Genomic DNA, 24,665 nt, shown 5'->3' on the forward strand with positions numbered 1-24,665 from the left:
CCTGACAGATCACTTTGGTATTTTCGTCGATGAGGACTGCCATTTTAGTGGCTCCTTCGCTTGCTATCTTATCTGTTGAAGTTCGATGGACGAGTATTGCTGTCCAGCGGGTTGTTTCGGAGGTTGCCCGGAGACGATGTAGACATTTCGCCCTGCAATGGGTTTGTCGGCTCTCAGCGTAGTTCTCGAAGAGCTTCTGGTCGTCTGATAAGTAGATGAACCATCGATGTGCTTTGCAGCCATCCGCTTTTGTATTTCTTCTACGTCAGTGGAAGTTAGGTTTTTCGACGCTATATAGCAGTAGTCATACTCGACCCTGCCCCTGGCTCCAAAATCAGAAGTTCTGGTTCCGGTGACTGCATAGATCCAATTCGGCTCACTGAAGAACCGAGTTCCTCCCTCGGACGTGTTAGAAATACGTTCAAGGCCTGAGTTCTCCAGCGTTTGAGTTGCTTGAGAAGGATTACCCAAGCTGGCCATGCAGACCGTTTCAAACAGCACACTCGCTTCTTCAATTGCACTGCTTCGTGTTACCGGCGCGTTCGTGCAACCAGCTAAAAGAATTGCGGTTGCCAAGGAGATCTTCTGGAAATTCATTCAATCGGCCTTTGAAAGTGATACTCATCCCGAGGACAGAGGAAGGTTTGCATTTCTGCAAATCTTCCTCCCACTCTGCTCAACCCTTAACCGCCTTCACGATCTTCTCGGCACCGTCTTTCAGGTTGTCCGCCGCGATCACGTCCAGACCCGAATTGTTGATGATCTCTTTGCCTTTCTCGACATTGGTGCCTTCCAGACGCACGACCAGCGGAACTTGCAGCCCGACCTCTTTCACCGCAGCCACCACGCCCTCTGCGATAACATCACAGCGCATGATGCCGCCGAAGATATTGACCAGAATGCCTTTGACCTGCGGGTCCGAGGTGATGATCTTGAACGCCTCGGTCACCTTCTCTTTGGTCGCACCGCCACCCACGTCGAGGAAGTTGGCAGGTTCGGCACCATACAGTTTGATGATGTCCATCGTAGCCATCGCCAGACCGGCACCGTTCACCATGCAGCCAATCTCACCATCAAGAGCGATATAGTTCAGGTCGTATTTACTGGCTTCCAGTTCCTTGGGGTCTTCCTCGGTCGTGTCGCGCAGTTCGGCGATATCCGGGTGGCGGTAGACCGCATTGCCGTCAAAGCCAACCTTGGCATCCAGCACTTTCAGGTCGCCGCTGTCGGATACGATCAGCGGGTTGATCTCGAGCATCTCCATATCCTTCTCGACGAAGGCTTTGTAGAGGATGCCCATAAGCCTGACACATTGCTTGACCTGCGCGCCCTCAAGCCCCAGCGAAAACGCGATGCGGCGACCGTGGTAGGGTTGGTAGCCGGTGGCCGGGTCAACCGAGAAGGACAGGATTTTCTCGGGCGTCGCGGCAGCAACCTCTTCGATGTCCATACCGCCTTCGGTCGAGCAGACAAACGAGATACGGCTGGTCTGACGATCTACCAGCAGAGCCAGGTACAGTTCACGCTCGATGCCGGAACCGGCTTCGATATAGATGCGGTTGACCTGCTTGCCTGCCGGACCCGTCTGATGGGTGACCAGAGTGCGCCCCAGCATCTTCTTGGCTTCTTCGGCCGCTTCCTCGACCGATTTCGTCAGCCGGACACCGCCTTTTTCACCAGCATCGGCTTCTTTGAACGAGCCTTTGCCGCGGCCACCCGCGTGAATCTGCGCCTTGACGACCCAAAGCGGCCCATCCAGTTCACCGGCTGCGGTTTTGGCTTCCTCGGCGCGCAATACGGCGCGACCATCGGAGACCGGAGCGCCGTAGCTGCGAAGAAGAGCCTTGGCCTGATATTCGTGAATGTTCATCGAAATTGTCCCGTCTGACTGCGTTTAACCGTTATAGGCGTGTCTAGCGGGTAAATTTAAAGGGTTTTTTGACCTGTGACGGGAAATTGCCGAAGATTTTCAACATTTGTGATCACGGGTTTTTAGGGTGTGATCACAAAAACTCGAGTGTCATCAATTGATTCGATAATCCTGCACAGTTTTTTGAAATCACATTCGAAAAAAGGGATTTGCGACGTTTGCGCCAACATATGCGGCCGGATTCCGCGGTGGCAAATGAAAACCGGCCCATAATTGGGCCGGTCTCAAATTCAGATTGTCTGGCAGTTTTACGCCAGTGAACTGTCGATGCCTTTGCATGCCTCGATCAGGCCTTTCACGGCGTTGACCGAATTGTCGAAACCGGCTTGCTCGTCTTCGTTCAACTTGATGTTTACGATGCGCTCGACGCCACCAGCGCCGATGACCGTCGGCACCCCGACATAAAGGCCGTTAACGCCTAATTCACCGCTGCAGTACGCCGCACAAGGCAGAACACGCTTCTGGTCTTTCAGATAGGCTTCGGCCATTTCGATCGCCGAAGTGGCGGGCGCGTAATAAGCCGACCCGGTTTTCAGCAGGCCTACGATTTCCGCGCCACCATCACGGGTGCGCTGTACGATGGCATCCAGCTTTTCTTGCGAGGTCCAGCCCATTTCAACCAGATCAGGCAGCGGGATACCGGCAACGGTCGAATAACGAACCGACGGCACCATGGTGTCGCCATGTCCGCCCAATACGAACGCGGTTACATCGCGCATCGAGACGTTGAACTCTTCCGACAGGAAATGCGCGAAACGTGCTGAATCCAGCACGCCAGCCATGCCGCAGACTTTGTTGTGCGGCAGGCCCGAGAATTCGCGCAGCGCCCAGACCATGGCGTCCAGAGGGTTGGTGATGCAGATCACGAACGCATCGGGCGCATGCGCTGCGATACCTTCGCCGACCGACTTCATGACTTTCAGGTTGATGCCCAGCAGGTCATCGCGGCTCATGCCCGGTTTGCGGGCTACGCCTGCGGTCACGATGCAGACATCCGCGCCAGCGATATCGGCATAGTCGCTGGTACCTTTCATCGAAGCGTCAAAGCCTTCGGACGGGCCGGATTCGGCGATGTCGAGCGCCTTGCCCTGTGGCAATCCGTCAGCAATGTCAAACAGGACAACGTCACCCAGTTCTTTGACAGCTGCAAGATGCGCAAGCGTGCCGCCGATGTTCCCCGCGCCGATCAGCGCAATCTTGGGTCTGGCCATTTGGAATATCTCCGGTCGGTTTTGAAATCGCGGCTGTGCTAGTCGCTAAAACGGCATTAGGCAAGAGTTCTGCGACGTGGCATACAACCGCATACCGTTTGCGAGACCCCATGTGGTTGCGCTAAAGGGCCTTTGAGACAAGCCAAAACCGGGACCGGTGCATGTTTGAATTGAACCTGATGTTTTTTGCAGTGGCGATCCCGGCGGTGATATTTGCGGGTATCTCAAAGGGCGGTTTCGGCTCGGGCGTGGCTTTTGCGTCATCATCGATTCTGGCCTTGATCTTAACGCCCGGGCAGGCCCTGGCCCTGATGCTGCCGATTCTGATGGTGATCGATGTGGCCACTTTGGGCCCTTATTGGAAGCGGTGGAGCTGGAGGGATGCGCGCCTGCTGATCCTGGGTGCTGTACCCGGTGTGGCAATGGGGGCATGGCTTTACCGTTCAACGGATGATGACCTGCTGCGCCTGCTGATCGGCGGCATCTCGGTCGGGTTCGTGATCTGGCACATCGCACAGTCAAAAGGCTGGGTGCGCGGATTTGCCAGACGGTTGCCACCCTCCGCTGGCCTGTTTGCAGGGCTGGTCGCGGGCTTCACCAGCTTCGTCAGCCATGCCGGAGGCCCTCCAGCTGCCGTTTACCTGTTGTCCCAACGGCTGACAAAGACCGAGTTTCAAGCCAGTACGGTATTGGTTTTCTGGGTGATTAATATCGCGAAGTTTGTACCCTACGCTTATCTGGGCATGTTCACGTGGCAGACGGCATGGGCCGATATGCTGTTAACACCGTTTGCTGTTCTCGGTGCGTGGCTGGGCGTCCGCGCACATTTCATGTTGTCCGAACGCCTGTTCTTTGGAATTGCCTATATGCTGCTGACCCTCACAGGCAGTAAGCTGATCTGGGACGCACTTACCTGATCAGGCGTTCGGGGGCAGCGCTTCGGCTACAGCCTCAAAAGCTTGCCCCGAAGCGACAAGGCAGGTGACCCCGTTGGGCAAGGTCACCGTGATGGTCCAGCTGCCGCCTTGAGCTGAGGCGAAAAGTTCCATGACTGCGCCTTGCTGGGCCAGACCAAAGCCCCTGCGCGTTTCGCCATAAGTGTCGGTCAACCTTTTCAGCACATCCTCTCGCGGTGCGCAGTTTTGCCCCTGGGCCTGTACCTGTTGTGCCGCCAGAACTATGATCCCAAGTCCCATCGTCATCTCGAACATTGTCTTTCGCATCCCGAATCCTTTCGGTTCCCTCTGCTGGTCAGGGTGCGGCGTAGGCGCCGAAATTCAGTTAAGGCAAAGCACGTTGCGCCGTGTTTGCTGCGGTGCGGCAATTTTGGGCTTGAACTTTCCGGTAAAAAATGCCCCATTCCGCGCAACTTTATTTCAATGGGAGTGGTCCATGGATCCTCGTCAGCGCCCCTATCGTTCGGTTCTCTATATTCCTGGGTCCCGGGATAGGGCTTTGGAAAAGGCCCGCACTCTGCCGGTAGATGCAATCATCTTCGATCTGGAAGATGCGGTCGCGGCCGACGAAAAGGACAATGCGCGCGAAACGCTCAAGGCGGCTTTGGCTGCCGGAGGGTACGGGTCACGCGTCAAGATTGTCCGGATCAACGGGTTGGACACCGAATGGGGCCGTGCGGATGCCGAGGCTGTGCGCGAAATGGATGCCGACGTAGTCCTGTTGCCTAAGGTGAATTCGGCGGCTGACGTGGATGCGCTGGCTGCGATCACCGGAGATCTGCCGATCTGGGCCATGATGGAAACGCCGCGTGGAATGCTGAACGCGGCAGAAATCGCCGCGCATCCGCTGATGGCCGGATTCGTGATGGGAACAAATGATCTGGCGAAAGAGTTGCAAACCCGCTTCCGCCCAGATCGCCTGCCTATGATGTCCTCGTTAGGGCTGTGCTTGCTGGCCGCCAAGGCCGAAGGGCTGATTATCATCGACGGTGTTTACAACGCCTTCAAGGATGTCGAAGGTCTGGCTTTCGAATGTGCCCAGGGCCGTGATATGGGCTTTGATGGCAAAACGCTGATCCACCCGGCCCAGGTCGAAGTGGCAAATACTGCCTTCGCGCCATCGGATCACGAGATCGACCTGGCTCGCCGCCAGATCTCGGCCTTTGAAGAGGCCGAGGCGCTTGGCCAAGGGGTCGCCGTTGTCGATGGCAAGATTGTCGAAAATCTGCACGTTGTAACTGCCCGCGAAATTCTGGCAAAAGCAGAGGCGATATTAGCTTTGCAAGCGGGGTAGGCCAGCATGGGCTTTGTTCTTCTGATCTTGGGTGTGGCGCTGTGGTGGGGGGCGCATCTGTTCAAACGTGTGGCACCTGAACGCCGCGCCGCAATGGGTGACGCGGGTAAAGGCGCTGTTGCCCTGGCTTTGGTCGCGTCGATCCTTCTGATGATCTTCGGGTATCGCATGACCGACTTCATCCATGTTTGGGCGCCGCCAACCTTTCTGGTTCACGTCAACAACCTGTTGGTTTTGATCGCGATTTATATGATGAGCCCTGCGGGCACAAAAGGCCGGCTGCTGAACAAGCTGCGCCACCCGATGCTGGGCGGGTTCAAACTGTGGGCTTTTGCGCACCTGTTGGTGAACGGCGATCTGGCCTCGATCATCCTGTTTGGTGGCCTTCTGGTCTGGGCGGTGGTCGAAGTCATTGTAATCAACAAGTCTGAACCCGAGTGGACCCCGGCAGAGCCTGGCACTTACGGCAAGGATGCGATGTTCTTTGTGGCTTCGATCGTTCTGATGGGAATTATCGGATACATCCACGGGCTGGTTGGCCCATCTCCGTTCGGCTCATAAGGATTTGATTTGATGTCGAAACTTTATCGCTTGCTGACCGAAGAAGACACTTCGGCCTTCTGTCACAAGGTGTCCGACGCCCTGTCAAAAGGATGGGAGCTGTATGGCGACCCGGCTTACGCCTTTGATGCCAACGGCAACGTAATGCGTTGTGCGCAGGCCGTGACCAAAGAGGCCGAGGCCGACTATTCCCCCGACATGAAACTGGGACAGCAGTAATGGCGAAAACAAATCCGGGCCGATTTTTCGAGGACTATTCTGTAGGGCAGGTATTGCAGCATGCAGTACCTCGCACCGTGACCGAGGGAGAGCGCGGCTTGTATCACGCGCTTTATCCCGCACGTCACGCGCTTTACTCTTCGGACGAATTTGCCCGGGTCTGTGGGTTGCCGGAAAGCCCGATTGATGATCTGGCCGCGTTCCACATTGTGTTCGGCAAAACCGTGCCTGACATTTCCTTGAACGCGGTTGCCAATCTTGGCTATGCCGAAGGCCGTTGGTTGAAGCCCGTTTATGCTGGCGATACGCTGCGATCCGTATCAGAGGTTATCGGCCTGAAGCAGAATTCCAACGGAAAAACCGGTGTTGTCTGGGTTCGTACCCGCGGGTTGAACCAATTGGACGAGGTGGTTCTTGAATATGTGCGTTGGGTCATGGTGCGTAAGGCAAACATGGATGCACCCGCGCCCGAGACGGTTGTTCCTGATTTGAAGGCTGTACTTGATCCGCAGGACCTGACCGTGCCGGAAGGGCTCGATTTTGCAAACTACGATTTTGCCCTTGCGGGCGAGGCGCATCGCTGGGGCGATTATGAGATCGGTGAAACCATCGATCATGTGGATGGTGTCACCGTCGAAGAGGCCGAACATATGCTGGCCACACGTCTTTGGCAAAACACCGCCAAGGTGCATTACGATCTGACGTTCCGTCCGGAAGGCAGGCTCATTTATGGTGGGCATGTAATCTCGATGGCGCGGACATTGTCCTTCAATGGCCTTGCAAATGCACAGATGATTGTCGGCTTGAATGGTGGCGCCCATGCTAACCCTTGTTTTGCGGGTGATACGATCAAGTCATGGTCCGAAGTTCTGGACAAAGCGGAAACCGGGGTACCCGGCATAGGCGCTGTGCGATTGCGTTTGGTCGCGACCAAAGGCGGTGATCCGTTCAAGCTGAAGAACAAAGAAGGGCGGTACCTGCCAGACGTATTGCTGGATCTCGACTATTGGGCATTGATGCCCAAATAGGTGATCTGACGGATATGTGACGCCACGGCTTGCAAGGCGTGATAGGTTTGCACAATGAACCTGCTACGCGCGATATTGGCCAGCGTCACTCTGGCACCGGCGGCTCAGGCCTGCGATCTGGCCTTGGCTTTAGCCGTGGATGTTTCTGGTTCAGTCGATAGCAGCGAATATCGCATCCAGATGGATGGGTTGGCCGCAGGTTTGCGCGACCCGATCGTGTCCGAGGCGCTGGTGCGGGGGCAGGCGCGGCTGATGCTGGTGCAGTGGACCGGATCATCGCGCCAGCGGATCACTATTCCCTGGACCCGTATCGATAGCTTTGCCACGCTGGATCAGTTTGCAGACCAGGTTGCCGCCGATCCGCGCATCTGGCGGAATTTTTCGACGGCAATCGGTGAGGCGCTTCAAATGACCCTGAGTTCATTCGATTCGGTTTCAGACTGCCGACGGCACCTGATAGACCTGTCAGGGGACGGTGTGTCCAATGAAGGGATTGAGCCGACGCGGGTACATGCGGCCCTGCGCGCCGAGGGGATCGTTGTCAACGCGCTGGCTATTGAGGAAAGCGAACCGGATCTGACGGCGTATTTCTTTGAGAATGTCATCGTGGGCGAAGGTGCCTTTGTCGTTTCCGCCACCGGGTTCGCGGATTACCCGGAACGAATTCGCCGAAAACTGCTGCGCGAAGTGACGCAGCAAACAGCAGACCTGAAATGACGGCTTGAGAGATTCGTGATCACATCTCTTTGGCCTTGAAAACGCTAACATTGACAGCGCGGAATGTGATATGTGATCACGAGATTATTTTGTGTGATCACATATTTGAATTATCCGTGTAATTGAGCGCAATTTGATAGTTTTTGCACTCGCAGCACGTGACAGTGTCGCAAAAACCAGTAAAACGTTCGGTAGCCAACCGAAAAGGAGCCGCCATGGCCGATGTAAATCGGGGCAATCGCCCACTTTCGCCGCATCTGTCGATTTATCGCCCGCAGTTGACGTCGATCACGTCCATCCTGACGCGCATCACCGGCAACGCCCTTCTGCTCGCAGCTCTGTTGATCGTCTGGTGGTTTCTGGCCGCAGCAACTTCGCCCGAGGCGTTTGCAGTAGCGAATGGGGTAATAACCTCGATGCTTGGAGACCTTGTGATGGCGCTATCCGTTTGGGGGCTTTGGTATCACACGTTGGCCGGTGTGCGGCACCTGATCTGGGACAACGCGGTTGGTCTGGACCTTCCGACGGCGACCAAGCTGGGTTGGGCTGTTGTTATTGGATCGGTCGTCTTGACCCTTCTGACCCTTGTCCTCGTCGCGTGATTGGAGGCCTGACATGCGTTATCTGACCGACCGCAAACGCGCCGCTGGACTTGGCTCGGCGAAATCCGGCACTGCCCATTTCTGGGCGATGAAAGTCAGCTCGGTTGCTTTGCTGATCCTTGTGCCGTTGTTTGTATTTACATTTGGTCCGATCCTAGGCCAGCCATTCGAGGTCGTTCTCGACTACTACTCGCGACCTTTCCCTGCCATCGTAGCAGCACTGACGCTGGCGGTTGGCTTCAAACACTTCGCGGACGGTGCGCAGGTGATGCTTGAAGACTATGTTCACGGCACGCTTGAAAAGGTCCTGATCATTCTGTTGACTTGCCTGTCCTACGGCGCAGCAGCGGCTGGTATCTTCGCCATCGCGCGCATTGCCCTCTAATTCCCGGAGCTGAAAGAAATGGCTGCATACGAATACGAAACGCATGAATATGACGTGGTCGTTGTCGGCGCCGGTGGGGCCGGTTTGCGGGCGACGCTGGGTATGGCGGAACAGGGTCTGCGCACGGCCTGTGTGACCAAGGTTTTCCCAACCCGTTCGCACACCGTGGCGGCTCAGGGCGGAATCGCCGCGTCGTTGTCAAACATGGGCCCCGACCATTGGCAGTGGCATATGTACGACACTGTGAAAGGCTCGGATTGGCTGGGCGACACTGATGCGATGGAATACCTCGCGCGGGAAGCGCCCAAGGCTGTTTACGAACTGGAGCACTATGGCGTTCCGTTCAGCCGAACCGAAGAGGGTAAGATCTATCAACGCCCGTTTGGTGGTCACACCACTGAATTCGGCGAAGGCCCGGCAGTACAGCGCACCTGTGCCGCTGCGGACAGGACCGGCCACGCGATCCTTCATACGCTCTATGGCCAGTCGCTGAAGAACAATGCTGAGTTTTATATCGAGTACTTCGCTATCGACCTGATCATGTCCGATGACGGTCAGTGTCAGGGTGTTGTCTGCTGGAAGCTGGACGATGGCACGATGCATGTCTTCAATGCCAAGATGGTTGTGCTGGCGACCGGCGGGTATGGCCGCGCCTATTTCAGCGCGACCTCGGCCCATACCTGCACCGGTGACGGTGGCGGTATGGTGGCCCGCGCGGGCTTGGCGCTGCAGGATATGGAATTCGTCCAGTTCCACCCGACCGGCATCTACGGTTCGGGATGCCTGATCACCGAAGGTGCGCGTGGTGAGGGTGGTTACCTGACCAACTCGGAAGGTGAACGGTTCATGGAGCGGTATGCGCCCCAGTACAAGGACCTGGCACCGCGCGATTACGTCTCGCGTTCGATGACCTTGGAAATCCGCGAAGGTCGTGGTGTCGGTGCGGAGGGGGATCATATTCACCTGAACCTCAGTCACCTGCCAGCCGAGGCTTTGGCAGAACGTCTTCCCGGCATTTCGGAAAGCGCCAAGATCTTTGCCGGCGTGGATGTCACCAAGGAACCGATCCCGGTTCTGCCAACCGTGCATTACAACATGGGCGGTATCCCCACAAACTATTGGGGTGAAGTTCTGAATCCAACGGCCGAGAACCCGACAGCTGTGGTGCCGGGCCTGATGGCAGTGGGCGAGGCCGGTTGCGCCTCGGTCCACGGCGCGAACCGCTTGGGCTCGAACTCGCTGATTGACCTTGTGGTCTTTGGCCGCGCGGCGGCGATCCGGGCAGGCAAAGTCGTGGATGCGGAAGCTGCGAACCCAGTTCTGAACCAGGCATCGGTCGACAATGCCTTTGACCGGTTCGACGCGGTGCGCAATGCCAGCGGTTCCATCCCGACCGCCGAGTTGCGGCTTGAGATGCAGAAAACCATGCAAGCGGATGCTGCCGTATTCCGTACCGCCAAGACCATGGCCGAAGGCGTCGAGAAGATGACGGCAATCGCTGCCAAGATGGACGATCTGAAAGTCACCGACCGGTCGCTGGTCTGGAACAGTGACCTGATGGAAACGCTGGAATTGACCAACCTGATGCCCAACGCGCTGGCCACGATCGTCGGCGCAGAGGCGCGCAAGGAATCCCGTGGTGCCCACGCGCACGAAGATTTCTCTGCGCGTGATGATGAAAATTGGCGTGTTCATACGGTTAGCCGGGTCGAAGGCAACCAGGTCGAGCTTAGCTATCGTCCCGTGATCGTCGATCCGCTGACGACCGAAGACGAAGGTGGCATCAGCCTGAAGAAAATCGCGCCCAAGGCACGTACGTTCTAAAAGGCTCGGACAGCAGGCAATGGTGAGCAAGCGCCAAATACCCACGAAGACCGCAACGGCCATTGGCCAGCGGTCGGTCCGTGTCCGGTGCTTGTCATGACGGTCGAGGTCCTGCAATCCGGTTCAGGCGATCCCAAGATCATCCTGATCGGGCTGAACCGCTGTGCGACGACCTCGTTTCACAGGCTGTTTCAGAATAGCGGGATACCGTCGGTTCATTGGGAAGATGACCAGGGCCGAAACCTTGCGCACCGCATGTTGACCAACATAGCCATGGGGCGACGACCATTGGACGGGTTTGGAGCGGTGCGGGCCTTCACTGACATCGCTTTTGTCAGTTCGCGCTTCATGTTGGACGGGGCGCGTTTCTTCCGTGAATTGCATGCAGCTTACCCGAATGCCTATTTCTTGCTGAACACGAGGGACAGGGATGACTGGATAGCTTCGCGCGCCAACCATTCCGGTGGCGGGTATCTGGATCGGTGCTGCAAAGCCAATGGGCAGAGTGCGGATGAAGTGAAACACGGCTGGGCGCATATGTATGATGTGCACCATGCCGAGGTCGAAGCCTATTTCGACGGCAACTCGCGATTCCTGCGCTTTGATATCGACTGTGGTGATCCGCGGCGCGTTGCGGACTGGCTCGCGCCGGATTTTGACGTGAACATCGCCCATTGGGGGCATTATAACCGAGGGGCGTCCCAGCGCGCCCGGACAGGCTGAAAGGCGGCCTTGTGCTGAATGGAGAATTGACATGGTTCAACTGACCCTGCCCAAAAATTCCCGGATTACAACCGGCAAGACCTGGCCCAAGCCGGATGGCGCGACCAATGTGCGCAAGTTCCAGATTTATCGCTGGAACCCGGATGATGGTCAGAACCCCCGTGTCGATACCTACTTTGTCGATATGGACACGTGCGGGCCAATGGTTTTGGACGCGCTGATCAAGATCAAGAACGAAATCGACCCGACCCTGACATTTCGCCGATCATGCCGTGAAGGCATCTGCGGCTCGTGCGCGATGAATATCGACGGGATCAACACACTGGCCTGTATCTATGGCATGGATGAGATCAAGGGCGACGTGAAAATCTATCCGCTGCCGCATATGCCTGTGGTCAAAGATCTGATCCCTGATCTGACCCATTTTTATGCCCAGCATGCGTCGATCATGCCGTGGCTGGAAACCAAGACCAACCGCCCTGCAAAGGAATGGAAGCAGTCGATCGAAGACCGGAAAAAGCTGGACGGTCTCTATGAATGTGTGATGTGCGCCAGCTGCTCGACCTCGTGCCCGAGCTATTGGTGGAACGGCGATCGGTATCTTGGTCCCGCTGCTCTGCTGCACGCATACCGCTGGATCATCGACAGCCGGGATGAGGCCACGGGTGAGCGCCTGGACGAGTTGGAAGATCCGTTCAAGCTCTATCGCTGCCACACCATCATGAATTGCGCCAAGACCTGCCCCAAAGGTCTGAACCCGGCCAAGGCGATTGCCGAGATTAAAAAGATGATGGTCGAACGCGCGGTATAATCACCTGCACTGAATTGCTGTAAACGCATGTCGATCTTGCAAAATAAGGCGATGTAGCCTCGGCTGCATTGCCTTATTTTTCGCTCAGGGAGGAGTGATGAGTTCGAGACAGGATCACTCCAATGAATGCAAACACATCCAAACAAAAAATCGACGCTAAAGAGGCGCTGAAACTGCTGGAGCAGGCATGGGCCTACTACACGCCGGAACCGGTTAAAGCCGACAAAGAGCCCGAGCTGTTCGAATACGCAAACGCGGCCTGATCCAATACGACAGCCCTTGAAAAACTTCGGTCAATCGGCAAAGCAGAGGAATGCCTGTTCTTCTGCTTTTGTTGGCCGCCGGAGTGTTCGCCTATTTTTTCTGGCGCTCGCGCCATTCCACGCTGACACGGGATTGTCGTTGGCGACAGGACAGACGCCATGGCATCTGGCGGTGTAGCTTTTGTGGAGCGGCAGTCGCTGCGCCGGACCAACCTATGCGCTGTCTTAAGGCAAGTGATGGTTGAGAATAGGGCTTTTCGCGAGCCAGAGAATCCGCCACTCTGCACGCCATGACCGGTTCCGAGAATACTGCCCGCCCCCCAGAAGATGCCGAAGCCCGTCGTTCGGTCGCCCCTGTCATTTGTTATCCGAACGATGCCTTGCCGCGACCAGATTTGCCCTGGATCAGATCTGTACGCCAACGGGCAGTCAAAACCGGCGAAGTCCTGGTTTCTCCGCGTGAGGCGCGCTGTTTCGATGTACCTGCCGGGCATTTCTTTCGCATCACATCGGTTCAAGGCCCGCAGGTTGGCGATTTGAACCTGTGGAATCGCAATGATTTGTCCGAGCGCTTTTATTCCGGAAAAACGCGGGCTCTGCATGGCACGCACCTGACCACCGGAGAGCGGATGTGGTCCAGTTTCCCACATCTGCGCCCGATGGCCACGATCATAGCGGATACACTGGAATGGTACGGGATCGATGCATACGGGGGATCGGTTCATGACGTAATCGGCACGCGTTGTGATCCATATACGGGCAATTTGCTGTCCGGCACGCAGTATCACCACTGTTGTCATTCCAACCTGACCCGCGCGCTGGCGGATCATCTGAGTATTCCGATGGATGAGGCCGAACCTGTGGTGCACGACGTTCTGAACGTCTTCATGTGTACCGGTTTCACTCGGGATACAGGTCAGTATTTCATGAAAGCATCGCCCGTTCGCCCCGGCGACTATCTGGAGTTCTTTGCTGAGATCGATCTGCTGGGCAATCTCAGCGCCTGTCCGGGTGGGGATTGTTCCTCCGAACATTCCTCGGACACAGCCGCGTGTTTTCCCTTGCTGGTCGAAACGTTTGCCGCGACGGTCACAGACCTGGATGGCTGGGAAAGCCCGGCGCGCAATGGCTATGATCGCACGCACGGGCGTTAGGATCGGCGGGCACCCACCTTACCGCTAGCTGCTCGGAAATGCGGCCTGTAGCGCGATTTCCACCATGTCTCCAAAGCTGCTTTCACGTTCCGAGGATGGCAGAGCTTCTCCCGTCAGAAGGTGATCGGAAACGGTGAGAACTGCCAGAGCACGGCATTTGTGGCGCGCTGCAAGGATATAGAGCTCGGCCGCCTCCATTTCGACGCCGAGAATCCCGTGGCGCACCATCTGTTCATTCAGGTCCGGGCGCTCATCATAGAAAACGTCCGAAGAATAAATCCCGCCGACATGGGTAGGGGTTGCTTTGGCAGCCGCCGCCTTTGCGGCCGCCTGCAACAAACTCCAATCGGCGCAGGGCGCAAAATTCAGTTCTTTCATGATACCGCGTGACGGCGTACTCAGCGTCGTCGAGGTCATTGCCAGAATGACGTCTCGAATTTTGACACTGTCCTGCATTCCGCCACACGACCCAATTCGGATCAGGGTTTTTGCACCGTAATCGCGAATTAACTCGTTTACGTAAATGGAGAGCGAGGGCATTCCCATGCCGCTACCCTGTATCGTTACAGGATTTCCCTTCCAATTTCCGGTAAACCCAAGCATTCCCCGGACGTTGTTGACCTGTTTCACATCGTCCAAAAACGTCTCGGCTGCCCATTTCGCCCGATAAGGATCTCCGGGTAATAGGACAGTGTCTGCAATTTCGCCTTTTTCAGCGCCGATATGAATTGTCATTGTTTCGCTCCGCCCTGATCAGATTTCTAGATCGGAAATATCGGCGCCCGCCTGCAACGCGTCATGCACCCATTTCGGTTTGCGGCCACGACCTGTCCAGGTTTGTTCCGGATTGCCAGGATTGCGGTATTTTTCTTTTGTTTTCTTTTGCTTGGATGCGCGGGGTGCATCGCCTGAAAGTTCGGACAGCGAATACCCGAATTCTGCGGCAGCCTTTTCTGCGGCTTTCAAAGCCTCACGGCGCTCGCGTTTTTCCGCTCCTACCAAGGCTTTTTCGACATCGTCGCGCAATGCCAAAAGGTCTTTGCGCGACATCTGTTCAAGATTGAACCCCATCATTCATCTCCAAAGGATATATTTTACGGTACACTTGAGCGCGCACCGTAATTCTAGCGAATGGTTTATTCCATCCCAAATATCCAAAGCGAAGAAACGGGGAATTAAGGTTCTAAAACCTCAGTTACTCGGCTGCGAGGTTTTTGGGGTCAACCAGCGTTACAATATCGCTCATGATCGCATTAAGTTCAAAGTTTTTGGGGGTGTAAACCTTGGCTACACCCATGGCTTTCAATTTTGCGGCATCTTCATCCGGAATAATTCCGCCGACAACCACGGGAATGTGAGACAGGCCAGCCTTTTGCAGCCGATCCATTACATCTTCGACCAAAGGCAGATGGCTACCGGACAGGATCGACAACCCGATGACATGTGCGTCATCATCGCGGGCTGAGGTGACAATTTCTTCCGGGGTCAGCCGGATACCCTCATAGCTGATATCCATGCCGCAGTCGCGGGCACGGAACGCGATTTGTTCGGCGCCGTTGGAATGGCCGTCCAACCCCGGTTTTCCAACTAGGAATTTCAGGCGCCGTCCCAGTTTGTCGCTGACGGCATCAACCGCCGCGCGCAGGTCCTCCAACCCTTCGGTCTTGTTCGAGACCGAACCGGAAACGCCGGTCGGGCCACGATAAGTGCCGAAAACCTTGCGCATCTCTTCGGCCCACTCCCCGGTTGTCACACCCGCCTTGGCAGCGGCAATGGACGGCTCCATGACGTTCGCTCCTGTCTGAGCCGCCTGGCGCAACGCGGACAAGGTCGCTGTAACAGCCGCTTCGTCGCGCTCAGCCCGCCACGCGTTCAGGCGGTCGATCTGTTCCTGTTCTACCGCAGGATCAACGACCATGATGCCGCCATCTTCGGTCTGAAGGGGCGAAGCCTCGCCTTCCATCCATTTGTTCACGCCGACGACCACAGTTTCGTTGCGTTCGATCCGGTTCAGACGTTCAGCGTTGGAATCCACAAGGCGGGATTTCATATACTCGATTGATGCAACCGCACCGCCCATCGCATCCAGATTCGCAAGCTCTGCCCGCGCGCCTGCTTTCAATTCTTCGACCTTGCCATCAACGGCAGGGTTGCCATCGAACAGGTCATCGAATTCCAACAGGTCAGTTTCATAGGCCAGAATCTGCTGCATCCGCATGGACCATTGCTGGTCCCAGGGGCGTGGCAGGCCAAGCGCCTCGTTCCAGGCAGGCAACTGCACCGCACGGGCGCGTGCATTCTTCGACAGGGTTACGGCCAGCATCTCGATCAGGATGCGGTAGACATTGTTCTCAGGTTGTTGCTCGGTCAGCCCCAGAGAGTTCACCTGCACACCATAGCGGAAGCGGCGGAACTTTGGGTTCTCGACACCATATCGCTGTTGCAGGATTTCGTCCCAAAGATCGACAAATGCGCGCATTTTGCACATTTCAGTGACAAAGCGGATACCAGCATTCACAAAAAAGGAAATCCGGCCGCAAAGCGCGGGGAAATCCTCGGCAGGTACTCGTGGGCGCAATTCGTCCAGCACGGCGATGGCTGTTGCCAGCGCATAAGCAAGTTCTTGTTCCGGTGTCGCGCCAGCCTCTTGCAAATGATAGGAACACACATTCATCGGGTTCCACTTGGGGGCATTGGAATAGCAATACTCGGCCACGTCCGCGATCATCTTCAGCGACGGTTTTGGCGGACAGACATAAGTGCCCCGGCTCAGATACTCCTTGATCAGGTCGTTCTGGACTGTGCCCTGCAACTTGGAAATGTCAGCGCCTTGTTCCTCGGCTGCGGCGATGTAAAGGGCAAGCAACCAAGGGGCGGTCGCGTTGATCGTCATTGACGTGTTCATCTGTTCCAGCGGAATCTGATCGAACAAAACCCGCATATCGCCCAGATGGCAGACGGGCACCCCGACCTTGCCAACTTCGCCACGTGCCAACGTGTGGTCACTGTCATATCCGGTCTGGGTGGGCAGATCGAAGGCTACCGAAAGACCGGTTTGCCCTTTGGCGAGGTTGCCACGATATAGCGCGTTCGAGGCCTTGGCGGTAGAATGACCGGCATAGGTCCGGATGAGCCAGGGGCGATCTTTCTGCATCTGCGTCATGAAGGGGCCTCGCGTTTCGGTGGGCAATAAAATTACGTCTATGGGTTCTAAAGCGCAATTTTCGGGACAAGTCAATTCGCTGCGTTGCGGCATCCTGCAATTGTTCAGATTGTGAGCAGCTGCGATTGGTGGCAAGGTGCGGCTATGACGCAAACCGTGGAACTTCCGCTTTGGCTTTTTGTGCTGATCGTGGTCTTTGCCATGGTTACTTTCGCTTCACATTTCCTGTTCCCGTCAGTCCGATGGTTCTTCCGCCGTCGGTTGGAACGTGCCGTGGCGCGTTTGAACCAGCGCCTGCAACGTCCGATCCAACCGTTCAAGCTGGCCCGTCGGCACGACATGATTCAACGGCTGATTTATGATCCACAGGTCGGTAAAGCGGTCCAGCATCACGCCCTTGAAACCGGAATACCCGAAGCCGTCGCATCCGAACAAGCACGCCGCTATGCCCGCGAAATCGTGCCGTCCTTTTCCGCCTTCGCCTATTTCAGTTTTGCGATCCGTTTGGCCCGGCTGCTAAGCAACACGTTCTACGAGGTGCGGCTTAGCTACGAAGACGAAGACTCGGTCAGGACCATCGACCCTGATGCAACCGTTGTTTTTGTGATGAACCACAGAAGCAACATGGACTATGTGTTGGTTACATATCTGGCGGCCCCGCATTCTGCTTTATCCTACGCGGTAGGAGAATGGGCTCGGGTTTGGCCGCTCAGCCGGTTGATCCGTGCAATGGGTGCTTACTTTATCCGGCGCAAGTCAGGCAGCGAGCTCTACCGGCAGGTTTTGTCCACCTATGTGCGCCATGCGACCGAAGCCGGTGTGACGCAAGCCATGTTTCCAGAAGGTGGTTTAAGCCTGACAGGAGCGCTCGCCCGCCCAAAGCTTGGATTGCTCAAGTACATAATGGATGGGACGACGTCGCAGGGGCGTGATGTTGTATTCGTTCCCGTCGCTTTGAATTATGATCGCGTGCTTGAAGACACCATTCTGACCCGCGCGGCGTTGGGAACAGAACGTCGTTTCCGGGCGCGGATCGGGGTCATCACGCGTTGGATTCTCAAACAGATCTGGCGGCGAGTGATCGGGCGCTACAAGCGGTTTGGGCTGGCATCGGTCCGGTACGGGCTGCCGATTTCTCTGAAAGAGTTCCGGGCCGAGGGTAGTGACGACATGATGACCGATCTGGCGCGTACATTGATGCAGCGTATCCAGAACGCGATCCCGTTGGTCCCGGCCCCTGCGGCCTGTTTGCTGATACGTGACAATGGGCCGATGGCGGAACAGGAACTGCGGTCCTCTATTCAGGCGATGATGGAACGCGACGGTAAGCAGACCCAAGACAATGCATTGGCCATATCAAGCGCATTGGACCAGTTGATTGAACGACGGATACTCAAGCGGCAGGGGCATATTCTTTCTGCATCTGGGCAACGCGGTGATCTGCTGGAGTATTATGCAGCATCTGTACCGGTGGCAGCGCGCCTCCTTGATTCTGCGGATGCAAAATAATTTCTGCAACTGCTGGGTCATAAAATTACAAATTTGCATCAAAAACGGTTGCAATATTTCGCGATGGCCAATATTTCATCTGATAAAGCGCGCGATTCTGCGTCGCGGCAAAAGTATTGAAAAAGGAGGCCAGCATGGCTTTGGACACCGAAACCGGTATCGCGTCGTATGAGGCACCCGAAAAAGACCTCTATGAAATGGGTGAGATCCCTCCGATGGGATATGTCCCGAAACAAATGTACGCCTGGGCCATCCGAAAGGAACGCCATGGCGAGCCAAACACTGCGATGCAGCAGGAAGTGGTCGATGTACCCACGCTGGACAGCAATGAGGTGCTTGTTCTGGTGATGGCTGCAGGCGTTAATTACAACGGTGTCTGGGCTGCACTGGGCCAGCCGATCAGCCCCTTTGATGGCCATAAGGCACCGTACCATGTCGCGGGTTCTGATGCATCGGGTATCGTCTGGGCCGTTGGTGACAAGGTCAAGCGGTGGAAGGTTGGCGACGAAGTTGTCATCCACTGCAACCAGGACGATGGCGACGACGAAGAATGCAACGGCGGCGACCCAATGTATTCGACCAGCCAGCGGATCTGGGGCTATGAAACACCTGACGGCTCATTCAGCCAGTTCACACGCGTGCAGGCTCAGCAGTTGATGCCGCGCCCCAAGCACCTGACTTGGGAAGAAGCGGCCTGCTACACGCTGACACTCGCGACAGCTTATCGTATGCTGTTTGGTCACGAACCGCATGACCTGAAACCGGGTCAGAACGTTCTGGTCTGGGGTGCCTCGGGCGGTCTGGGATCTTATGCTATCCAGTTGATCAACACAGCCGGGGCAAACGCGATCGGGGTGATCTCGGACGAAAGCAAGCGTGATTTCGTCATGGGTCTGGGCGCAAAGGGGGTTCTGAACCGCCGCGACTTTAATTGCTGGGGTCAACTGCCCACGGTCAATACGCCCGAATACGCCGAGTGGTTCAAAGAGGCCCGCAAATTCGGCAAGGCAATCTGGGACATCACCGGCAAGGGCAACAACGTCGACATGGTGTTCGAGCATCCGGGCGAGAGCACCTTCCCGGTCTCGACTTTCGTGGTGAAAAAAGGCGGCATGGTTGTGATTTGTGCGGGGACGTCCGGGTTCAACTGCACATTCGACGTGCGTTACATGTGGATGCACCAGAAACGCCTGCAGGGTTCGCATTTTGCCCATCTGAAACAGGCGGCGGCGGCGAACAAGCTGATGGTCGAGCGCCGCCTGGATCCCTGTATGTCCGAGGTGTTTGCCTGGAACGACCTACCGGAAGCACATATGAAAATGCTGCGGAATGAACACAAGCCGGGCAACATGTCTGTGCTTGTTCAGGCACCGCGTACCGGATTGCGCACCCTTGAGGAGGTTTTGGACGCAGGCTGATAAAGTTCAGGACCTTAGACAAAAACCACCCGCGAATCGCACTGTCAGTTCGCGGGTGGTTTGCTGTTTGCAGGCCTATTTCATGCTTTCAGATGCTTGCGATTTTTACCCCCGCTATTTTTGGGGAGTAGAAACCGGTGAATAGGTCGAAAAAGTTCATACATGTTATGGTTGTGTTAACGCTTCGTTAACTGTTTCAGAGAGACCCTGATGGCGCAAAATGAGTGGATATTGGACGTACTATCGGACCTCAACGCTTTCGCCGTTGCGAATGGGTTGAGCGCGCTTGCAGAACAGCTTGATGATACAAGGCTGATTGCCGCGGCCGAGATCGCGTCCCTGAAGAACGAGGCACGGGCGCCCGCGGATGGGAACGAAAACCGATTTGGGTCAAATCCTGCAGGATTTGGAAAACACCAGCACGCTTGAAGAGCTCAGCATCGTCGCCGAGTGTCTGCGAGACACTTTGAAGGTTGCACATCTGACATATCACTGGGTTGACGGCGCAGGTGACCAATACGGGTATACGACATACTCAGACGCCTGGGACGAACGATACAGGGAAAAAAACTATCATCGTATCGACCCTGTAATTCTGGGGTGTTTCCAGAGATTTCACCCGGTTGACTGGAAGTCGCTGGACTGGTCCAGCAAGGTGGCCAAATCATTCCTTCAGGATGCCCACGACCATGGGGTCGGCAATCAGGGATACTCGATCCCGATCCGAGGGCCAAACGGTCAGTTCGCTCTTTTTACCGTTAACCACAGCTGCGACGATCAAACCTGGCAGACCTTTATCTCGACCTACGGGCGTGAGTTGATTCTTGTTGCGCACTACATCAACCGCAAAGCGCTGGAGTTTGAAAAGGACAGGCAACCGGATGCCACGCGCGGCCTGTCACCCCGTGAAATCGACGCCATTACCCTTTTGGCACTGGGTTACAGCCGTGCTCAGGTGGCGCATTCCCTGTCGATTTCCGAACACACGCTACGCGTTTACATTGAAAGCGCCCGATCGAAACTCGGAGCCCTTAACACGACCCACGCAATCGCAACGGCACTCAGCCGGGGATTAATAGTGGTTTAAGGGCAGAGCGTACTCAAAACGCAATATTAACCACGACTCTGTACCCCCTTCGTTCCTGCACAGGACGACAAGGGGAAAAGTCATGTTGCGTTATCTATATGCCGATGAGTTACACAGATTTCCGACTCTGGCTGAGGGGATGTTCAAGGATCGCGCAGATCAGTTCAAAACCCGGTTGGGGTGGGATGTCCATGTCAACAAAAAAGGAGAAGAGCGGGATGAGTACGACGACCTCAACCCGCTTTATGTCATCTGGGAAGAACCGGATGGCAGCCATGGCGGGTCGATGCGGGTATTGCCGACAACAGGCCGGGTAATGATCAATGAGGTGTTTGGGCATCTCAACGGCGGCAAGCCGATTTGCAGCCCGCTGATCTGGGAGGTGACCCGGTTCTGCCTGTCCCGCACAGCCAGCCCGCACACTGCCGGGGCCATCATGCTAAGCGGGGGCGAGATGATGGAAGGCTTTGGCCTGACGCATATTGCCGGTGTTTTTGATGCCCGTATGATCCGGATCTATCGTCTGATCGGGTCGTCCCCCGAGGTTCTTGGAACCCAAGGCAAAGGGCGTGACCAGATCTCGGTTGGGTTGTGGCCCTATTCAGCGGATGATTGCAACCGCGTGGCTGAACGGGCAGGCATCCCGCGTGAGCTTTCGCGCATGTGGTTCAAGGCGGCTTTCGGGCGATCCAAACTGCACCGATTTGCCTTGTCTGCCTAAGGACCGGAAAACGCAATTCCGCATCTGGTGATGGTTGGCGCGGCCCTGTAGGGTCGCGCCATGTCTTTGCCCAACGTGACCTTCTCAGATGATCAGGCCGCCGCGTATGACAGCATCGCTGAGATGCTGCGCTCAGCCGGTGTCGACCTGGAGGACGATGCCCTTCTGAAACTGCCGGGGGCAGGGAAGTCTGGCGTGATGGCTGTCATCGGCAAGGCCGGGTCCGGCAAAACGTTGCTACTGGCCGAACTTTACAAAGCGCTGGCGGAGACCGGCGTTCAGGTCGTGTCCGGCGATTACGAAAGCCGGAAATCCAGAGACAAGCGCAGCCTTGCCATTCTGGCCCCCACGAACAAGGCCGCAAGTGTTCTGCGCCTTCGCGGTGTTCCGGCAACTACTATTCACCGCATCCTTTATACGCCGGTTTATGACCCGGAATACGAGCGTATCGCCGAGTGGCTGGCCGGAAATGATGAGCGTCCCGAGATCGAAGGTCTGACAGACGAAGCTTTGGACCGTGCTGCTGCGTTTTATCATAACAACAAATCGATACCCGGAGCGCTGGCCGCAGCCGGATTGCGCGGTTCAGATTTCATTACCGGTTGGAAACGCCGTGAGGAACCGCTGGATATCGGGTTTGTCGATGAGGCGTCGATGCTGGATGATCGTCAGTTCGAGGACCTGAAAGAGATATTCCCGACCCTTCTACTGTTCGGTGATCCCGCACAGCTGGCTCCGGTCAATCAGTCCGGCAGCATGGTGTTTGAAGCCTTGCCCGAACCGCGAAAGCTGACGCTTCAGCGTGTGCATCGGCAGGATGCAGATAACCCGATCCTGGATCTGGCGCACGCTCTTGCCGATCCGTCGATGGGATTTGAAGAATTTGAACGTCTGGTCGAAGACACTGCCCGGCGGGATGACAGGGTCGTTTGGGGGCAGCGGGTCGAAGTTGATCTGATGGCGCGCAGCCCGGTTCTGGTCTGGCGCAACGCCACGCGCATTCGTTTGATACAGGCGTTCAGGCAGGTTCATGGTGCACCGGATACGGAGCTTTTGGAAGGCGAGCCGCTGATCTGCGACGGGATCGAGTTGCCGTTGAAGCACCGCAAGAAGCGGTTGGATCTTGAGGCGCGCGGCCTGATCAAAGGAGCCCAGGTTGTTTATCTTGGTCCCGGTCGCAAACCGGGGTTTTCGCGCTTGCATGTGATGGGGGCCGAAGACCCACAGGTCAGCGCTGCGTCGATTGTCCAGATCGAAAAACCGGATGAGGAAGAGCCCTTCATTCCTTTTGCTGCCCGTATGGGGGCGACGTTTTTGCACGGGGCTGCGGTGACGATACATAAGGCACAAGGATCACAGTGGGACACGGTTCAGGTGTTTGCCCCTGACATTTACGCCGCGGCCCGTATGGGCCGTTCCGAGGCTGGGCAACCTTTGTGGAAGCGTTTGGCTTATGTTGCGATCACACGCGCTCAAGAGCGTTTGATCTGGGTGGTCCGTAACCGGCTGTCGAAACCCACCCACCCGTTGCAGATTGATGATTTGCGCGCGGTCCCCGCAGTTTCACTCACACTGGAGACAGAAGAGACATGGGTTCCATAATCGTAACTGGTGCAAGCTCTGGCATAGGTCGGGCCACCGCCGAGCTTTTTCTGGCGCAGGGCTGGACGGTCGGGCTGCTGGCGCGCAGCGCGGACAAGCTGAATGCCCTCGCGCAAGAATACCCGGCGGCCATAGCAATGCCCGCCGATGTGACCGACCCGGACGCAGTCAAACAGGCGTTCCACGTATTCATGGATCGGACAGGGCGACTTGATGTTCTGTTTAACAACGCTGGTATTTTTGCCCGCGGGGGCACAATCGACGAAATCGCGTTGGACGATTGGTATCAAACCGTCAACGTCAACCTGAACGGTATGTTTCTATGCGCGCGTGAGGCCTTTGGGATCATGCGTCATCAAAGCCCGCAGGGCGGGCGGATCATCAATAACGGATCGATTGCAGCGCATGTTCCGCGTCCGAATTCTGTACATTATTCGGCGACCAAACATGCCATTACGGGGCTGACGCGCAGCCTTTCACTGGATGGACGATCCTTTGGAATTGCATGTGGTCAGATCGATATCGGCAACGCACGCACGCAGATGGTTCAGGATCTGGTGGATGCGGCGCAGGCGGCAGGCCAGACGCCGGACCCAACCATGGCGGTTGAAGATGCCGCGCGGTCCGTTCTGCATATGGCCACCCTGCCGCCCGAAGCGAATGTGCAGTTCATGACGGTCATGGCCACGACCATGCCCTATATCGGCAGGGGGTGAGTGTCAGTTTTCCCGCAACAGACGGAACGCTGTCGACGCGCCCCAACCCGCGGCAATTGCGATAACCAATGACATCAGCCCGTACCAAACGGGTTGCTGACGGGACATATTGTACAGAAACCGCTCCAACCCGACTTTGCGGACGTCGATTTTGGTTTCGTATTGCGATACAACCTCTCCTCCGCGGGTCAGGAAGATCCGAGCTGAGTAATCCCCTTCGGTCAGGTCCGCAGGCATGTCAATTGACGTCCGGAACAAGGTTTGTTCGTCCACGGCCACAGTGTTCTCGCGGATGGAATACAGCTGTTCAGATTCACGGATACGGATCACGGCATCTGCAAAATCCTGAGCACCACGGATGTGCATCGCCGCTCCGACCGACCGGATCGCGCGTTCGATCGAAATGCGGTGACGCAGGTCTTCGGTATCGGTCAGAATTTGATCCAACGGTTCGCTGGTGGCAACTGCGTAGAAACTTGGTGCCAGGTCGACCAGAACGCTATCGGTGTTTACCCAAATCCCAAGCTTTCGCTCTTTGCGGCGAACCGTTACGGGCTCGGACGGGCCTGCAACCGCTACAATAACCGCGACTGGTGGGCCTGGCGGAATGGGTGATTCCCGTTTGATGGCCCCGAAAATGAGGATCTCAGACCCGTCAAAGTCGGCAGTGATCGCAACACGATCCTGGCTGAGGCCCAGGACGACCTGCTCTTCATCGGCTGCGGCGGGCAGGCAGAACAGGCACAAAGCGGCAAAGACATAGCGCAGCAT

The 24,665-nt window shown here is 56.3% G+C and carries 27 protein-coding genes; 19 read left to right on the plus strand and 8 right to left on the minus strand.

Translation table 11 applies throughout. The features are described from left to right. Positions 1-63: 63 nt before the first annotated feature. The 3 genes from ACR0ES_RS06630 to mdh all read right to left on the minus strand — a co-directional run bounded on the left by ACR0ES_RS06630 (position 64) and on the right by mdh (position 3,141). Positions 64-597 carry a hypothetical protein gene (locus ACR0ES_RS06630; protein ID WP_480773328.1) on the minus strand — a complete coding sequence of 178 codons (534 nt, stop codon included), beginning with the start codon at positions 595-597 and terminating at the stop codon, positions 64-66. 79 nt (positions 598-676) lie between these two features. Then, positions 677-1,870 carry an ADP-forming succinate--CoA ligase subunit beta gene (gene sucC, locus ACR0ES_RS06635; protein WP_267363198.1) on the minus strand — a complete coding sequence of 398 codons (1,194 nt, stop codon included), beginning with the start codon at positions 1,868-1,870 and terminating at the stop codon, positions 677-679. A 308-nt stretch (positions 1,871-2,178) separates the two neighbouring features. Beyond that, the gene (gene mdh / locus ACR0ES_RS06640; RefSeq protein WP_267363196.1) at positions 2,179-3,141 is read right to left on the minus strand and encodes a malate dehydrogenase; all 963 of its coding nucleotides are present in this window, start codon (positions 3,139-3,141) and stop codon (positions 2,179-2,181) included. Between the two features lie 161 nt (positions 3,142-3,302). Between mdh and ACR0ES_RS06645 the strand changes: the two genes are divergently transcribed. After that, a complete protein-coding gene (locus tag ACR0ES_RS06645) occupies positions 3,303-4,058 on the plus strand; it encodes a sulfite exporter TauE/SafE family protein (RefSeq protein WP_480585560.1) in 756 nt (251 codons plus the stop codon). Here ACR0ES_RS06645 and ACR0ES_RS06650 read toward each other — a convergent pair whose 3' ends face one another. Continuing rightward, on the minus strand, positions 4,059-4,364 hold the full coding sequence (locus ACR0ES_RS06650; RefSeq protein ID WP_480869941.1) for a hypothetical protein: 306 nt from the start codon (positions 4,362-4,364) through the stop codon (positions 4,059-4,061). A 169-nt stretch (positions 4,365-4,533) separates the two neighbouring features. Here ACR0ES_RS06650 and ACR0ES_RS06655 point away from each other — a divergent pair, with 169 nt between their 5' ends. The 12 genes from ACR0ES_RS06655 (at position 4,534) to ACR0ES_RS06710 (ending at position 13,678) form a co-directional block, all read left to right on the plus strand. Then, positions 4,534-5,391, plus strand: a complete 858-nt coding sequence (locus ACR0ES_RS06655) for an HpcH/HpaI aldolase/citrate lyase family protein (RefSeq protein WP_480869942.1) — start codon at positions 4,534-4,536, stop codon at positions 5,389-5,391. A gap of 6 nt (positions 5,392-5,397) precedes the next feature. After that, complete coding sequence (locus ACR0ES_RS06660) at positions 5,398-5,952, plus strand: NnrU family protein (RefSeq protein WP_480773325.1); 555 nt, start codon at positions 5,398-5,400, stop codon at positions 5,950-5,952. 12 nt (positions 5,953-5,964) lie between these two features. Beyond that, positions 5,965-6,171 (plus strand): DUF1737 domain-containing protein, encoded by a 207-nt coding sequence (locus ACR0ES_RS06665; RefSeq protein WP_480538983.1) that lies wholly within the window; start codon positions 5,965-5,967, stop codon positions 6,169-6,171. Further along, positions 6,171-7,199, plus strand: coding sequence for a MaoC family dehydratase (locus ACR0ES_RS06670; RefSeq protein ID WP_480773324.1), 1,029 nt, complete (start codon positions 6,171-6,173; stop codon positions 7,197-7,199). Before ACR0ES_RS06665 ends, ACR0ES_RS06670 begins: the two co-directional genes overlap by 1 nt. A gap of 54 nt (positions 7,200-7,253) precedes the next feature. Then, positions 7,254-7,916 (plus strand): DUF1194 domain-containing protein, encoded by a 663-nt coding sequence (locus ACR0ES_RS06675; RefSeq protein ID WP_480585574.1) that lies wholly within the window; start codon positions 7,254-7,256, stop codon positions 7,914-7,916. Between the two features lie 215 nt (positions 7,917-8,131). Further along, positions 8,132-8,518, plus strand: coding sequence for a succinate dehydrogenase, cytochrome b556 subunit (sdhC, locus tag ACR0ES_RS06680; RefSeq protein ID WP_267363810.1), 387 nt, complete (start codon positions 8,132-8,134; stop codon positions 8,516-8,518). Positions 8,519-8,531: 13 nt separating this feature from the next. Further along, positions 8,532-8,903, plus strand: a complete 372-nt coding sequence (gene sdhD / locus ACR0ES_RS06685) for a succinate dehydrogenase, hydrophobic membrane anchor protein (protein ID WP_267363812.1) — start codon at positions 8,532-8,534, stop codon at positions 8,901-8,903. Between the two features lie 18 nt (positions 8,904-8,921). Further along, the gene (gene sdhA / locus ACR0ES_RS06690; RefSeq protein WP_480773323.1) at positions 8,922-10,727 is read left to right on the plus strand and encodes a succinate dehydrogenase flavoprotein subunit; all 1,806 of its coding nucleotides are present in this window, start codon (positions 8,922-8,924) and stop codon (positions 10,725-10,727) included. Positions 10,728-10,823: 96 nt separating this feature from the next. After that, positions 10,824-11,450: a sulfotransferase gene (locus ACR0ES_RS06695; RefSeq protein ID WP_480773322.1), complete on the plus strand. Its 627-nt coding sequence runs from the start codon at positions 10,824-10,826 to the stop codon at positions 11,448-11,450. 31 nt (positions 11,451-11,481) lie between these two features. Then, positions 11,482-12,261, plus strand: coding sequence for a succinate dehydrogenase iron-sulfur subunit (locus ACR0ES_RS06700; protein WP_152456842.1), 780 nt, complete (start codon positions 11,482-11,484; stop codon positions 12,259-12,261). 122 nt (positions 12,262-12,383) lie between these two features. Then, positions 12,384-12,524, plus strand: a complete 141-nt coding sequence (locus ACR0ES_RS06705; RefSeq protein WP_267363816.1) for a hypothetical protein — start codon at positions 12,384-12,386, stop codon at positions 12,522-12,524. A gap of 290 nt (positions 12,525-12,814) precedes the next feature. Further along, positions 12,815-13,678: an urea carboxylase-associated family protein gene (locus ACR0ES_RS06710; RefSeq protein WP_480869944.1), complete on the plus strand. Its 864-nt coding sequence runs from the start codon at positions 12,815-12,817 to the stop codon at positions 13,676-13,678. Between the two features lie 24 nt (positions 13,679-13,702). Here ACR0ES_RS06710 and deoD read toward each other — a convergent pair whose 3' ends face one another. From deoD to ACR0ES_RS06725, 3 genes are all read right to left on the minus strand, one after another. Then, positions 13,703-14,413, minus strand: coding sequence for a purine-nucleoside phosphorylase (deoD, locus tag ACR0ES_RS06715; protein WP_480869946.1), 711 nt, complete (start codon positions 14,411-14,413; stop codon positions 13,703-13,705). Between the two features lie 18 nt (positions 14,414-14,431). Continuing rightward, on the minus strand, positions 14,432-14,749 hold the full coding sequence (locus ACR0ES_RS06720) for an H-NS histone family protein (protein WP_267363820.1): 318 nt from the start codon (positions 14,747-14,749) through the stop codon (positions 14,432-14,434). 124 nt (positions 14,750-14,873) lie between these two features. Beyond that, positions 14,874-16,934, minus strand: a complete 2,061-nt coding sequence (locus ACR0ES_RS06725) for a methylmalonyl-CoA mutase family protein (protein ID WP_480869948.1) — start codon at positions 16,932-16,934, stop codon at positions 14,874-14,876. A 51-nt stretch (positions 16,935-16,985) separates the two neighbouring features. On the opposite strand from ACR0ES_RS06725, the gene ACR0ES_RS06730 reads away from it, so the two are divergent. From ACR0ES_RS06730 to ACR0ES_RS06755, 6 genes are all read left to right on the plus strand, one after another. Next, the gene (locus ACR0ES_RS06730; protein WP_480773320.1) at positions 16,986-18,350 is read left to right on the plus strand and encodes a 1-acyl-sn-glycerol-3-phosphate acyltransferase; all 1,365 of its coding nucleotides are present in this window, start codon (positions 16,986-16,988) and stop codon (positions 18,348-18,350) included. Positions 18,351-18,484: 134 nt separating this feature from the next. Then, positions 18,485-19,768 (plus strand): crotonyl-CoA carboxylase/reductase, encoded by a 1,284-nt coding sequence (gene ccrA, locus ACR0ES_RS06735; RefSeq protein ID WP_480475116.1) that lies wholly within the window; start codon positions 18,485-18,487, stop codon positions 19,766-19,768. A 367-nt stretch (positions 19,769-20,135) separates the two neighbouring features. Then, complete coding sequence (locus tag ACR0ES_RS06740) at positions 20,136-20,855, plus strand: helix-turn-helix transcriptional regulator (RefSeq protein ID WP_209506490.1); 720 nt, start codon at positions 20,136-20,138, stop codon at positions 20,853-20,855. A gap of 82 nt (positions 20,856-20,937) precedes the next feature. Beyond that, positions 20,938-21,576 carry an acyl-homoserine-lactone synthase gene (locus ACR0ES_RS06745; RefSeq protein WP_267363827.1) on the plus strand — a complete coding sequence of 213 codons (639 nt, stop codon included), beginning with the start codon at positions 20,938-20,940 and terminating at the stop codon, positions 21,574-21,576. Between the two features lie 60 nt (positions 21,577-21,636). Continuing rightward, entirely contained in the window at positions 21,637-23,178 is a 1,542-nt protein-coding gene (locus tag ACR0ES_RS06750) for an ATP-dependent DNA helicase (protein WP_480506746.1), read from the plus strand. After that, on the plus strand, positions 23,166-23,894 hold the full coding sequence (locus ACR0ES_RS06755) for an SDR family oxidoreductase (protein ID WP_480554204.1): 729 nt from the start codon (positions 23,166-23,168) through the stop codon (positions 23,892-23,894). Before ACR0ES_RS06750 ends, ACR0ES_RS06755 begins: the two co-directional genes overlap by 13 nt. Before the next feature lie 3 nt (positions 23,895-23,897). On the opposite strand, the gene ACR0ES_RS06760 is transcribed toward ACR0ES_RS06755, so the two are convergent. After that, positions 23,898-24,665, minus strand: coding sequence for a TIGR02186 family protein (locus tag ACR0ES_RS06760; RefSeq protein WP_480483180.1), 768 nt, complete (start codon positions 24,663-24,665; stop codon positions 23,898-23,900).

This window comes from Ruegeria sp. N7 (assembly GCF_056531345.1).

Bases quoted from the DNA above. Each gene is read 5' to 3' on its own strand.
- deoD (WP_480869946.1), bottom strand. From the start codon at position 14,413: ATGACAATTCATATCGGCGCTGAAAAAGGCGAAATTGCAGACACTGTC.
- sdhA (WP_480773323.1), top strand. From the start codon at position 8,922: ATGGCTGCATACGAATACGAAACGCATGAATATGACGTGGTCGTTGTC.
- ACR0ES_RS06665 (WP_480538983.1), top strand. From the start codon at position 5,965: ATGTCGAAACTTTATCGCTTGCTGACCGAAGAAGACACTTCGGCCTTC.
- sdhC (WP_267363810.1), top strand. From the start codon at position 8,132: ATGGCCGATGTAAATCGGGGCAATCGCCCACTTTCGCCGCATCTGTCG.
- ACR0ES_RS06695 (WP_480773322.1), top strand. From the start codon at position 10,824: ATGACGGTCGAGGTCCTGCAATCCGGTTCAGGCGATCCCAAGATCATC.
- ACR0ES_RS06720 (WP_267363820.1), bottom strand. From the start codon at position 14,749: ATGGGGTTCAATCTTGAACAGATGTCGCGCAAAGACCTTTTGGCATTG.
- ACR0ES_RS06755 (WP_480554204.1), top strand. From the start codon at position 23,166: ATGGGTTCCATAATCGTAACTGGTGCAAGCTCTGGCATAGGTCGGGCC.
- ccrA (WP_480475116.1), top strand. From the start codon at position 18,485: ATGGCTTTGGACACCGAAACCGGTATCGCGTCGTATGAGGCACCCGAA.
- sucC (WP_267363198.1), bottom strand. From the start codon at position 1,870: ATGAACATTCACGAATATCAGGCCAAGGCTCTTCTTCGCAGCTACGGC.
- ACR0ES_RS06745 (WP_267363827.1), top strand. From the start codon at position 20,938: ATGTTGCGTTATCTATATGCCGATGAGTTACACAGATTTCCGACTCTG.
- ACR0ES_RS06630 (WP_480773328.1), bottom strand. From the start codon at position 597: ATGAATTTCCAGAAGATCTCCTTGGCAACCGCAATTCTTTTAGCTGGT.
- ACR0ES_RS06710 (WP_480869944.1), top strand. From the start codon at position 12,815: ATGACCGGTTCCGAGAATACTGCCCGCCCCCCAGAAGATGCCGAAGCC.
- ACR0ES_RS06705 (WP_267363816.1), top strand. From the start codon at position 12,384: ATGAATGCAAACACATCCAAACAAAAAATCGACGCTAAAGAGGCGCTG.
- ACR0ES_RS06675 (WP_480585574.1), top strand. From the start codon at position 7,254: ATGAACCTGCTACGCGCGATATTGGCCAGCGTCACTCTGGCACCGGCG.
- ACR0ES_RS06740 (WP_209506490.1), top strand. From the start codon at position 20,136: ATGGGAACGAAAACCGATTTGGGTCAAATCCTGCAGGATTTGGAAAAC.
- ACR0ES_RS06650 (WP_480869941.1), bottom strand. From the start codon at position 4,364: ATGCGAAAGACAATGTTCGAGATGACGATGGGACTTGGGATCATAGTT.
- ACR0ES_RS06760 (WP_480483180.1), bottom strand. From the start codon at position 24,665: ATGCTGCGCTATGTCTTTGCCGCTTTGTGCCTGTTCTGCCTGCCCGCC.
- ACR0ES_RS06655 (WP_480869942.1), top strand. From the start codon at position 4,534: ATGGATCCTCGTCAGCGCCCCTATCGTTCGGTTCTCTATATTCCTGGG.
- ACR0ES_RS06700 (WP_152456842.1), top strand. From the start codon at position 11,482: ATGGTTCAACTGACCCTGCCCAAAAATTCCCGGATTACAACCGGCAAG.
- ACR0ES_RS06645 (WP_480585560.1), top strand. From the start codon at position 3,303: ATGTTTGAATTGAACCTGATGTTTTTTGCAGTGGCGATCCCGGCGGTG.
- ACR0ES_RS06660 (WP_480773325.1), top strand. From the start codon at position 5,398: ATGGGCTTTGTTCTTCTGATCTTGGGTGTGGCGCTGTGGTGGGGGGCG.
- mdh (WP_267363196.1), bottom strand. From the start codon at position 3,141: ATGGCCAGACCCAAGATTGCGCTGATCGGCGCGGGGAACATCGGCGGC.
- ACR0ES_RS06750 (WP_480506746.1), top strand. From the start codon at position 21,637: ATGTCTTTGCCCAACGTGACCTTCTCAGATGATCAGGCCGCCGCGTAT.
- ACR0ES_RS06725 (WP_480869948.1), bottom strand. From the start codon at position 16,934: ATGCCGCAACGCAGCGAATTGACTTGTCCCGAAAATTGCGCTTTAGAA.
- ACR0ES_RS06670 (WP_480773324.1), top strand. From the start codon at position 6,171: ATGGCGAAAACAAATCCGGGCCGATTTTTCGAGGACTATTCTGTAGGG.
- ACR0ES_RS06730 (WP_480773320.1), top strand. From the start codon at position 16,986: ATGACGCAAACCGTGGAACTTCCGCTTTGGCTTTTTGTGCTGATCGTG.
- sdhD (WP_267363812.1), top strand. From the start codon at position 8,532: ATGCGTTATCTGACCGACCGCAAACGCGCCGCTGGACTTGGCTCGGCG.